This window comes from Microlunatus elymi, from assembly GCF_007362775.1.
Lineage (GTDB): Bacteria > Actinomycetota > Actinomycetes > Propionibacteriales > Propionibacteriaceae > Microlunatus > Microlunatus elymi.
In genome coordinates this window covers 2,540,160-2,551,275 of the sequence record NZ_CP041692.1, presented here as the reverse complement: position 1 = coordinate 2,551,275, position 11,116 = coordinate 2,540,160, and the positions used below count along the sequence as shown (strand labels likewise).

General features: G+C 70.1%; 7 protein-coding genes. 1 reads left to right on the top strand and 6 read right to left on the bottom strand.

Features of this window, described 5'->3' with window-relative positions; genetic code table 11:
- Positions 1-34 precede the first annotated feature (34 nt).
- A complete protein-coding gene (locus tag FOE78_RS11520; RefSeq protein WP_143986415.1) occupies positions 35-1,129 on the top strand; it encodes a HoxN/HupN/NixA family nickel/cobalt transporter in 1,095 nt (364 codons plus the stop codon).
- 16 nt (positions 1,130-1,145) lie between these two features.
- Here FOE78_RS11520 and FOE78_RS11515 read toward each other — a convergent pair whose 3' ends face one another.
- The 6 genes from FOE78_RS11515 to FOE78_RS11490 all read right to left on the bottom strand — a co-directional run bounded on the left by FOE78_RS11515 (position 1,146) and on the right by FOE78_RS11490 (position 11,066).
- A complete protein-coding gene (locus FOE78_RS11515) occupies positions 1,146-1,952 on the bottom strand; it encodes a nucleotidyltransferase family protein (RefSeq protein WP_143986414.1) in 807 nt (268 codons plus the stop codon).
- A gap of 86 nt (positions 1,953-2,038) precedes the next feature.
- On the bottom strand, positions 2,039-2,611 hold the full coding sequence (locus FOE78_RS11510) for a uridine kinase family protein (protein WP_168207486.1): 573 nt from the start codon (positions 2,609-2,611) through the stop codon (positions 2,039-2,041).
- Positions 2,612-2,618: 7 nt separating this feature from the next.
- Positions 2,619-3,401, bottom strand: a complete 783-nt coding sequence (locus tag FOE78_RS11505) for a DUF4111 domain-containing protein (RefSeq protein ID WP_143986412.1) — start codon at positions 3,399-3,401, stop codon at positions 2,619-2,621.
- A 5-nt stretch (positions 3,402-3,406) separates the two neighbouring features.
- Positions 3,407-4,330 carry an NAD(+) diphosphatase gene (gene nudC, locus FOE78_RS11500; protein WP_168207485.1) on the bottom strand — a complete coding sequence of 308 codons (924 nt, stop codon included), beginning with the start codon at positions 4,328-4,330 and terminating at the stop codon, positions 3,407-3,409.
- A 5-nt stretch (positions 4,331-4,335) separates the two neighbouring features.
- Positions 4,336-7,728: an ATP-dependent DNA helicase gene (locus tag FOE78_RS11495; RefSeq protein WP_143986410.1), complete on the bottom strand. Its 3,393-nt coding sequence runs from the start codon at positions 7,726-7,728 to the stop codon at positions 4,336-4,338.
- On the bottom strand, positions 7,725-11,066 hold the full coding sequence (locus FOE78_RS11490) for an ATP-dependent helicase (protein WP_143986409.1): 3,342 nt from the start codon (positions 11,064-11,066) through the stop codon (positions 7,725-7,727). Before FOE78_RS11490 ends, FOE78_RS11495 begins: the two co-directional genes overlap by 4 nt.
- Positions 11,067-11,116: the final 50 nt, after the last annotated feature.

The window sequence follows — 11,116 nt, the reverse complement described above, 5'->3', positions numbered from 1 at the left end:
AGCGCGGTCGCAGCGATCATGGCAGGATCACACCGTGACTCCGCAGCGTACGTCGACCAGTCCGGTTGCCGAGCCGACGACGCTGCGCTCGCTGCTGACCCCGGCCGGCCGGGAGGCACGACCGTTCCGGACCCGGGTGACCGCGTCGTACGTGGTGATCGGCGGGTTGCACCTGATCGGTCTCACGCTGCTGGCCACCACGCTGCTGCCCGGGCAGGGCAAGGTGGTGACCGTGCCGCTCGCGGTGCTGGCCTACCTGCGCGGGCTGATGCACTCCTTCGACTTCGATCACATTTCCATGATCGACAACTCGACCCGCAAATTCATCTCCGAGGGCAGGCGGCCCGCGTCGGTAGGGCTGGCCTTCTCCACCGGGCACTCCACCGTGGTGATCTTGACCGGGGTCGCGCTGGTGGCCGGGTTGGGCGCGGTTCGGCACGCGCTGGACGGCGAGTCGACCGCGGCTCAGGCGCTCGGCATCATCGGCCTGTCGGTGTCCGGGCTGTATCTGTTGCTGGTCGCGATCTCCAATCTGGCCGCCTTCATCACGGCCTGGAGGCTGCGCCTGCGGCTGCGGCGCGATCCCGGTCTGGAAGTGCCGCCGCAGGCTCTCACACCGCGCGGTCCGGCGGCGATGATCATGACCGCGCCGTTGCGTCGAGTCCGGCACCCGCATCACATCTACGGCATCGGATTCCTGTTCTCGTTGGGGTTCGACACCTCCAGCCAGATCGGCTTGTTGATGTTGACCGGGGCCGCCGGGCTGGCCGGTGCGGCGCCGCTGGCCACGCTGTCGCTGCCGTTCCTGTTCGCCGCCGCGATGACCTTGGGTGACACCTCGAACGGCCTGATGATGTTGAAGATGTACGAATCCGCGGCCGACGATCCGGCCCGCAAGATCAACTTCAACCTGTTGATCACCGGCATCAGCATCTGTTCGGCCCTGCTGGTCGGCACCATCGCCGCCGCGACGTTGTTGTCCGAGGTGTTCGGCGTCGACTTCTCCCCGATCACCGCGATCGCGTCCATCGACACCAGTGCCGCCGGTTACCTGCTGGCCGCCGGTTTTGCGGTGATCGGCATCGTCGCCGCGTTGCTGTGGCGGCGTACCCGGCGCGCGGTGAGCTGACCGTCCGCGCCGCCGGTCACCGATCGGCCCGAGCCGCCGCCAACGTGCTGCGGCCGAGTTCGACGGTCGCGTCCACCGCGGCGATCAGAGCCGCCGGACTCGGATCCCGGCCGGCCACGCGGACGATGTCGTCCACAGCGCTCATACCTCCGATCGACAGCAGGGTCTTGTCGTTGGTCACCCAGCGGCCGGAAGCGGCGGCCACGGCGTGGGCGAACTCGGCCGCGCCGACGGCCAGTGCCCCGAAACAGGTGGTCACCCGGCCTTGCCGGGCATGAGCGGTGCGGGCGAAGTCGAGGGTGAGTTCGGCCCCGCGGGCCCAGCCCCGGGCGGCCGACTCTCTCAACGCCTCCGGGTAGCCGGGCCGCGGCAGGCGGCCGACCAGCGCCCGGTTCGCCGCCAACTCGGCCAGCAGGAGGTAGGTCGGAATTCCGGTCAGGTGGAACCTCAGCGGCTCGACCCGCCACCGACCGGCCCGTGCCTCGGCGATCTCGTGCTCGACCACATCGAGATCTCGCCACAACAAGTCGGTCTTGTGGCCGTCGACCTGCAGCCAGGCACCGCCGTTGAACACACCGCCGCCCCACTCGCCGATCTCGACCACGGTGCCGTCGTAACCGAGTGCTCGTACCTCGGCGGGATCGAACCCGGTCCGGTAGTAGATGCCGAAGTCCCAGTCGCTGTCCGGACCAGCCGTCCCCTGCGCCCGCGACCCACCCAGGGCGATCGCCTCGACTCCGGGCAGCGCCGCCAGCCGGGTGACGAGTTCGGCGTGCGCGGGCGGCAGCTCATCGAGGACGTCGGCGGGGCGATCTGTCGTCATGGTGCGAGCGTTTCAGAACAGATCTCCGGATGCGAGTCGATAGTGGCAGCAGGAGGCTCCGCACACGCAGGCGGCGGCCGGGCTCGTCAGGTGCTGATCACCAGATCGTAGGAGTCGGGCTCTCGGACCTGGTCGAAGTACCAGCGTTCGGCTGCATCCCAGCGGGCCAGCCACTCCGGCGAGGCGTCGGCCCGCGCGAGTTGGCGACGTCGGCGCAATGCGGCGTCGGCAGTGACCAGCACGGCAAGATCAACAACGTCGGCCAACTCGGGCCGAGAGACGAAGAGTCCTTCGACCACTACCCGTCGCGCCGGCGGGATCGTCGTGATGTCGGTGGCGAGCCGGTTGGCCGCCCAGTCGTACGGCCGGAACTGCACGGATCGTCCACGACGTAAGGGAATCAGCACCTCGCTCCGCAGCCGTTGGCAGTCGTAGTACTGATCGGCACCCTGTTCCGGTGTGAGGGCCGCGCGTTCGTCCTCATCCATCACGCGATAGAAGTCGTCGCCGTGCACGAGGGCCGCATCCAACTCGGCAGCCACGGCCCGGGCGAAGGTCGACTTGCCGGCCGCGCTGTGCCCGTCGACGGCGATGATCACGACGTCGTCGGGGCGTTGCCGGACAAGATCAACAACGCCGCGTACGGACTCGTCCCGCACCGCCACCTCACCCGGCCCGATCAGGACCGGCCGTCCCCGACTGGACCACCATCGCGACGAAGGCGGAAACCTCGGCCGCACGCAGCTCAGGTTCGGCGGCGTACTGCGGCGGCCCGCCCTCACGACAGCGCAGCCCTTCGGCCAGGACGCGGTGCCAGGGTTCGTCGTAGAAGGTCGGCCCCCAGCGGCCGGCGCCCGACTTGCTGGTCATCTCACCGGTGATCAACAGATGATGCAACCGAGTGACACCGAGGACACACCAGGCGCAGACCCGGTCGGTGATCTTGTCCGGCTCGACCGCGGCCAGTCGATCGGCCCAGTTGCGCCAGTAGCCGTCCAGATTGCCTCGGGTGAAGGAGATCAGGTCCGGCTGGGAGGTCCAGATCGGCCGCTCGGTGTGCGGCGTGCCCGTCACGGTGACGCCGCGACGCGCCAGCTCATGCCAGCAGATCATCCCGTCCAGCGGCGGTCCGACTCGGAAGTCGCCGTCCAGCACCGTCGGCACCTCCGGGCACTCCCGCGGATCGCGGGCAAGATCATCGGCGAGGATGTGAATCCCGGAGAAGTCGGTCGGCGACTGCTCGCGCAGGCCGCGATGAACGTCGCGAAGTTGATCAATTTCGGCCGGCGTCGGTCGATGCGCCACGGTGGCGACGAAGTCAACGTCGGAGACGCCCTCGATCCATTCGCCGAAGCCGATTCCGCCGCGCAGGTAGAGCCCGGTGATCAACCCGGGCGGCGACTGCCGCAGGAACTGATCGCACAGCCGCTGCACCTGCGGCGGAAGCATCGCGGTCAGAGCCGCCCCTGACGCCAGGCCGTGATCAGCCGGAATGCGATCGAGTTCGACGACGGGCGAGCGATGGTCCCGTCCGCCATGTCCCGGGCCAGCCGGTCCCGGGTGAACCAGTCGGCGTAGCTGATCTCCGCATTGTCGATGTTGATCTCGGTGCCGGCGGCACGGGCGACGAAGCCGAGCATGAGCGAACGCGGGAACGGCCAGGGTTGGCTGCCGTAGTAGCGGATGTCGCGCAGCGACAGGCCGACCTCCTCGGCGATCTCGCGGTGCACTGCCTGTTCGGCCGACTCGCCGGCTTCGACGAAACCGGCGAACACCGACACCCGATTGCCCCAGTCGGCCTGGCTGCCGAGCAGCAACCGGTCCTCGTCATCGAGGATCGCCACGATCACCGCCGGATCGGTGCGCGGGAAGTATTCGTTGCCGCAGTTCGGGCAGACCCGCATGAAGCCTGCCTTGCGGACCTCGCTGGTCGTGCCGCACCGTCCGCAGAACGACTCGTTGCGGTGCCAGTTGATCAGCGCGACCGCGGTGATCGCGATCTCTCGGTCAAGATCATCAAGGCTGACCGTGAGCTGCCGTACGGTGCCGGACGGACCGGGCACCGACTCGTCCGGATCGCCCAGCATGACGAAGTACGGGACCGCGTCGACGGTGCCGAGCAGATAGTGCCGCGCACTGTCGTACTCCTCCACCGGGGCGACGAAGCGCAGCCGCTCACCGCGCTCGTCAACCGGGACCACGCCGCGCGTCGCGTCGACGATCAACAATCGGGCGTCCGGTGACTGCCACAACTTCGGCACCCACTCGTTGGACGTCTGATGCTCCTCGACCCGGATCAGCCGGCTCGGGGTGGCCCATTCCGGCGGGGCCGACCAGTCGTACGCCGGCGGTCCGGCCGTCCCAGCAGTGTCAGTCACGGGTCTCAGGCTAGACGCCCCGCCGCGGCTACTGCTTCCGGCACCGCGGTGAGGATCCGTTCCAGCTCCGGCCGGGACGCCAACCGGGACGGCGCGAGGATCCGATCCTCGGGCACCGAGTAGAAGACCGCGTCCACCTGGTCGGTCTCGACTCCGGACAACTCGGCCCACGCCGTGCGATAGATCGCCAACTGCAACGGGTCGTGACTCTGCCCCGGTGAGGTCTTCCAGTCGACGATCCGATAGCGCAGTGGCCCTTCGTCGATTCGATACACCGCGTCGATCCGGCCCCGGATCACCCGGCCGCCGAGCACCAGGGTGAAGGGTGCCTCCAACGCCACCGGACGCGAGTCGCCGAACCGGCCCGCAGCGAACCGTTCACACAGCTCGCGGAACTCGGCCTCACCGTCCACGTCCAGGTCGGCTCGGTCGGCCAGCTCGTCCGGGTCGACCAGTTGCGGCTGTCCCCAGGCGCCGTCGGTGATCATCCGGGCACCCAGCCGACGTTCGATCCATTGATGGAATCGGGTGCCGAAGCGTTGCCGGCGGGACGGCCGGCGCGGCATCGGTCGCGCGAGATCACCCGCGTACGCACCGGAGTCGGCTCGAAGCTTGATCAACTCGGTCGCCGACAGGGACTCCGGCAGCACCACCGCGGCCGATCCGCGGCGCGCCGCGATGCTCTCGGCCAGCAGCCGTTCGAGGTCGGCGTCCCACGCCGCGACCGTCTCCTCGTCGTCCAGCAACAGCGGCTCGGTGGCGCCCGGCGGTCCGTCGTAGCGGCCCTCGGCCGCGTGCCGCCGTCGAGCGGTCCGAACCAGCTCAGCGGCATGGCGTCGGCGGTCCAGAGCCTCGGGATCCAGCGGCCGCGGCCACGGCACCGGCGGCGCCTCGGCGTCGTGCGGGTTGATCTCCCCCGCCGGCGGCGCCTGCTGCAGCAACCGATCCTGCCGATTCGCCTCGGCGATGATCACCTGCAGGTAGCGGGACGGCTGCCGGGGCTTGATCAACTCCGGCCGCCAGTTGTGGCCGCTGCCGATCAGCACCCGCCGGGCTCGGGTCGCGGCGACGTAGGCGAGCCGGTCCTCGGCCAGGATCTGCTGATCCTTCAGCCGCTGCTTGTAGTCGGCGATGGCCGGCCCGGCAGCTTCGGACAGCTGCGGAATCGAGTCGGCGTCGCCGCGCAGGTCGGCCGGCAGCACGCCGGCCGCGGTCACCCAGTTGTCGGTCACCCGATCACTGGGGAAGGTGCCCTTCATCAGCGCCGGCAGGAACACCACGTCCCATTCCAGGCCCTTGGCCTTGTGCATGGTGAGCAGCTTCACCGAGTCCCGATCCGACGGAACCGCCTGATCGAGCCCGTTGCCGTGCTCGGATTCGGCGCGCAGGAAGCTGAGCAGGCCGGACAGCGAGGCCTGGCCGTCGACATCGGCGTAGTCGGCCACCGCATCCAGGAAGGCGCCCAGCTGATCACGACGTTGGGTCCGGCCGAAGTCCGGCGTGGCCAGCAACTCGACGTCCAGTCCCAGCACCGACACCACCCGGCGGCACAGGTCGAGCAGCGGCTCATCACTGTGCCGGCGCAGATAGCCCAGCTCGGCCGCCAGTTGCCCGAACCGCTGCCGGGTCTCCTCGCTGAAGCCGTCGCCCGGATCCTCCAGGGCGTCCAGCAGGCTGATCACCTCGGTCGGGTCCAGCTCACCGACGGCCTGCTCGAGCGCACCCAGCAATCCGCCGACCCCGTGATCATCGGACCCGTCGGGATCAGAACCGTCGGGTCCGGCCTGTGCCAGCTCACGCGCCCGTCGGCCGAGTTGGGCCAGGTCGCGGGGACCGATGTTCCAGCGCGGACCGCCGAGCAGCCGGATCAGATCCGGATTGGCGGTGACGTCGTCGATCAGCCGCAGCGTGGACACCACATCCATCACCTCGGGCAGGCTGAGCAGGCCGCCGAGGCCGACGATCTCGGTCGGTACGTCGCGGGCCGTCAGCTCGGCATAGATCGGGCCGATGTCGGCGTTGCGTCTGGTCAGCACCGCGACCTCGGACCAGCCGGTGACGGTCTGGCTTTCTCGAGCGGCGGCCACCTGGTCGGCCAGCCAGGACACCTCCTCGCCCCAGGTCTGGAACGTGGCGGCACGTACCTCACCCGGGCCGGAGCTCGGCGGTGCCTGCAACAACCCCAGCCCTTCGACAGGCCCAGGGCCGTCCGACAACGCTCCCGGCATTTCGAGATGCTCGGGGCCCTTGAGCAGCATCGACTCGTCGGCGCGCAGCGGCTCGGAGAGCACGTTCGCGACGTCGAGGATGGTCTGGCCGCTGCGCCGGTTCACGGTCAGGGCGAACCGGCGGCTCGGGCGCCCGTCGGCGCGCGGGAAGGAGGACGCGAAGCGGAGGATGTTGCTCGCCGCGGCGCCCCGCCAGCCGTAGATCGCCTGGAACGGGTCACCGACCGCGGTCACCGGATGGCCCCGCCCGGACCGTTCCTCGTCGCCGGAGAACAGCCCGCGGAGCATGATCGCCTGAGCCGCCGAGGTGTCCTGGTACTCGTCCAGCAGGACCACCTTGAACTCGTCCCGGAGTGCCTGCGACACCTCCGGCAGCTCGGTCGCCAGCCGAGCTGCGACGGCCATCTGATCGGCGAATTCCACTACGTCGAGGCGTTGCTTCAAGCCTTGATAGCTGTCGACCAGGCTGGCCAGTTCCAGCCGCTCGTCGATCGCGGACAACGCCTTCTTGACGTCGGCATACACGTTGCCGCGGTTGTTCACCGGCGCCGCCTGGAAGGCCAGTCGCCACCGACGCGCATGCTGGTCGAGCGCGTTCGTCGGGACCAGATGCTGCTGCAGATCCGAATCCAGTTGCAGCACCCGCTCGGTCACCGTCTGCGGCCGCAGCCGGGAGATCTGCTCGAACGGTCCGGAGGCCTGCTCGACCACCCGGGAGGCCAGCCGGAACCGTGCCGCGCCGGTGATCATCGCGCTCTCCGACTCCACGCCCAGCCGCAGCCCCTGCTCCGCCACCAGCCGGGCCGCGAACGCATCGTAGGTCATGATCAACTGTTCGCCGGCCTCGTCCACGCCCTGCTCGTCGATCACGCCCGCCTTCAGCAGCGCGGACCGCACCCGGCCGGACAGTTCGGCCGCTGCCTTGCGGGTAAAGGTCAGCCCGAGCACCTCCTCCGGCCGGACCGCTCCGATGCCGACCAACCACACCACCCGGGCCGCCATCACCGTGGTCTTGCCGGAGCCGGCACCGGCGATGATCACGCCCGGCTCCAGCGGCGCGGTGATCGCGGCCAACTGTTGCAGGGAGAACTGAATGCCGAGGGCTTCGATCAGATCATCCGTGGACTCGAATCGACGCGGCCCTGAGTTGAACGCGACGGGGTTGATCATGAGACCACCTGCCGACCCTCGGACTGCGCCGGGCAGCTGCTGCGGAAGGGGCAATACCGGCAGGGCGCGCCGGTCCGAGCATCGAACCGTTCGGAGCGGATGATCTGGGCCGCGTCGGCCAGGCGTTGATGGACCCAGGTCGGATACGCCGCCTCGGCGTCGGCCGGCGGCGCGATCGGGAACGGTACGTCCTGCAGGGACGCCTGCTCCAGCACCTTCGGCAACGGCCCCTTGCCCTCGGGCAGCCGCAGATAGACCAGCTCGGCGCCTCCGGTCCGGGCGTCGGGGCCGGTCACCTCGGCCAACGCACCCTCGGCCACCGCCAGCTGGTAGACCCCCAGTTGATCTTGGACCGCCATGTCCGCCGCGGTCGGCGGTCGACGGCCGGTCTTGAAATCGACGATCCGGATCCGGCCCTGGGCGTCTCGTTCGACCCGGTCGGCGGTTCCGGTCAGCTTGACCCGATCCTTCCCAAGATCAACTTCGCAGCTGAACGGCACCTCGGTCCCCAGCAACTCCCGGTCACCTCGCGCGACTTGCCACAGGGCAAACCGTTCCAGCGCGGATTCGGCCTCGATCCGTTCGGTCGCCGACAGCCAGTTGGCGTCGAAATCGAGCTGGTCCCAGATCGAGTCCAGATGACCGGAGATCGCGTCCGCGTCCAGCTGCCGGCCGGCGCCGTACTGCGTCGCACCGTACTGGGCCAGCACGTGCACCACCGAGCCGAAGCTGGCGGCGGTCCCTCGTACCGACTCGGCCCGGGCCTTCCGGGACAGGAACCACTGTCGCGGGCAGTCCAGCACGGAGGCGAGCTGACTGCCGGACAGCTGCACCGGCGCCCCCGGATGCTGTACGGGGCCGGTCGCCTCGCTGGGACCCCGCATCCCCCACCAGCGCCCCGGTCGAGCGGCTGCCGCCAACGGACGGCCGTGATCATCAACGGCATCGGCCAACCGCGCCAACCGGACCGCGGCGGCGCTCCGCAGACCCGGCGGCGCCTGCGGATCGACGCCGACCCGGCGAAGATCACCGATCAGCGCCGGCAACGAGAGCGGACGCGCCGGCCGACCGGCGAGCCGGCGCACCTGCACCCCGAGTTCACTGATGAACCGGGACGGTTGATCGTTCTCGCCGTCGGTGCCCTCCACCGCGGTCACCACCAGCCGCCGGCCGGCTCGGGTGCAGGCGACGTAGAACAGCCGCCGCTCCTCGGCGATCCGAGCGGCCGGCGGTTCGGCCTCGGCCACCCCGTGCCGGCTCAGCCTGTCGGCCTCCAGCAGTGACCCGCGACGGCGAATATCCGGCCAGCTGCCTTCCTGCACCGAGGCGACCACCACCAGCGGCCACTGCAAACCCTTGGCCCGATGTGCAGTGAGCACACGGACCGCCGAGCCGCGGACGGCCGCCTCACTGCGGGTGTCGGCCGGAATCTGCTGGGCCTCCACCTCGGCCAGGAAACCGGTGACCCCCCGCAGCCCGGAGACCTCCTCCGAGCGACCGGCGACGTCGAACAGCGCCACCACCGCATCGAGGTCACGATTGGACCGCATCCCGATGTCGCCGCCGAGCCGCGCGTCGCTGCGCAGTCGCTCGGGCCAGTCCGTGCCCGTCCACAGCTCCCAGAGCGCCTCCTCGGCGGTCGCCCCGGCGGTGATCAACTTCTGCACCCGGGCGACCAACTCGGCCACCCGCCGGGTCGCCGCCACCTCGAACGTCTGCGGCAGCTCGTCCAGCCGGGACGGATCGGTGATCGCTTCCTTGATCAACTCCGGCGAGCGCCGCGGCAGTGCCGCACCCGCCAGCTCGGTCCGCTCGGCATGCCGGAGCATCCGGCCCAGGCGGCGGATCGCCATGCTGTCCAGTCCGCCGAGCGGAGAGGCCAGCAGCAACTGCGCCTCGTCGGCCTGCAACGAACCGACCGCCGCGGCCACCCGCAGCCCGAGCAACAGCGGCCGGGTGGCCAACTCCGCGGCCAGCGGGATCTCGTCGCCGGCAACCTCGACCGGAACCCCGGCGGCGGTCAACGCCCGGGTGAGCCCCGGGATCCGCTGCCGGCCGTGCCGCACCAGCACGGCCATCTGCGACCAGTCCAGTCCGTCCAGCAGATGCGCCCGGCGGAGCAGATCGGCGATCTGGTCGGCCTCGGCTCCGGCGCTGACGCAGGTGTAGGCCTCCACCCGCCCCCGCGGCAGCTCCGCGGCCGACTCCGGCCTGCGGAACCCGGCCAACACCTTCGGCGGCAACGCCCGCTGGATGCCGAGCCGATCGGCCAGACCACGGCTGGCTCCTTGCAGGGCGACACCACTGCGGTGATTGGTGGGCAGCGCGATCACCGGGGCTGGGCTGCGCTGCCCGGAGCCGTCCGCGCCGACGAGGAACCGGTCGGGGAAGTCGAGGATGCCCCGGGCCTCGGCGCCGCGAAATCCGAAGATCGACTGGTCCGGGTCACCGAAGGCGATCACCTCCCGGCCGTCGCCGGCCAGCGCCTGCAACAGCCGGATCTGGGCCGGGTCGGTGTCCTGGTACTCGTCGATCAGCACGCAGCCGATCTCGCCGCGGAGGGTGGCCAGGATGTCGAAATCGGCGAGCAGGATCCGGCACCGGTGCACCAGCTCGGCGTAGTCGATCACCTCCTCGGCGTCGAGCACGTCGAGATACTCGTCGAAGAATTCGCCGACGCTGACCCATTCCGGCCGACCAGCCTGTCGACCAGCGTCGATCACATCCTCCGGATCCATCCCGAGCTGACGTGCCTTGGCGAGCACGGCTCGGACCTCGCCGGCGAAACCGCGGGTGCCGAACGCGCGGCCGACCGATTCCGGCCAGCGCACCTTGCCGGAGTCGAGACTGCCCTGCAGCACCTCGCGGACCCGGAACTCCTGCTCCGGACCGGTCAGCAGGCGCGGCCCGATCCGCTCGGCTGCGCCACCCTCGATCGGCGTGAAGCGGCGGATCAGCGCATAACAGAAGGCATGCACGGTCATCGCTCGCGGACTGGCGACCGATCTGCCCAGCCGGGCGGCGATCCGGACCCGCAGGTCGGCCGCGGCCCGGCGCGAGAAGGTCAGCGCCAGCACCCGATCCGCGCCCAGTCCGCGGACCGCGATCCGGTCCACCGCCGTCTCGATCAGGGTGCTGGTCTTGCCGGTGCCGGGTCCGGCGATCACCAGCAGCGGTCCGCCGGGATGGTCGACGACCCGCTGCTGGGCCGGGTCCAGCCGGATCGGCCGCTCCCGCAGCGGCCGCCGGATCAGGTCGTAACCGCCGGTCGCGGACACGCTCGTGTCGCTGCTGGAGGCGAGGTCGCTGCTGGTCTCCTCGGTGCCGGTCGCGGTCATGGGGCTATTGCAACATCCGCCACCGACAGTCGGGGCGCCGACCACCGGCC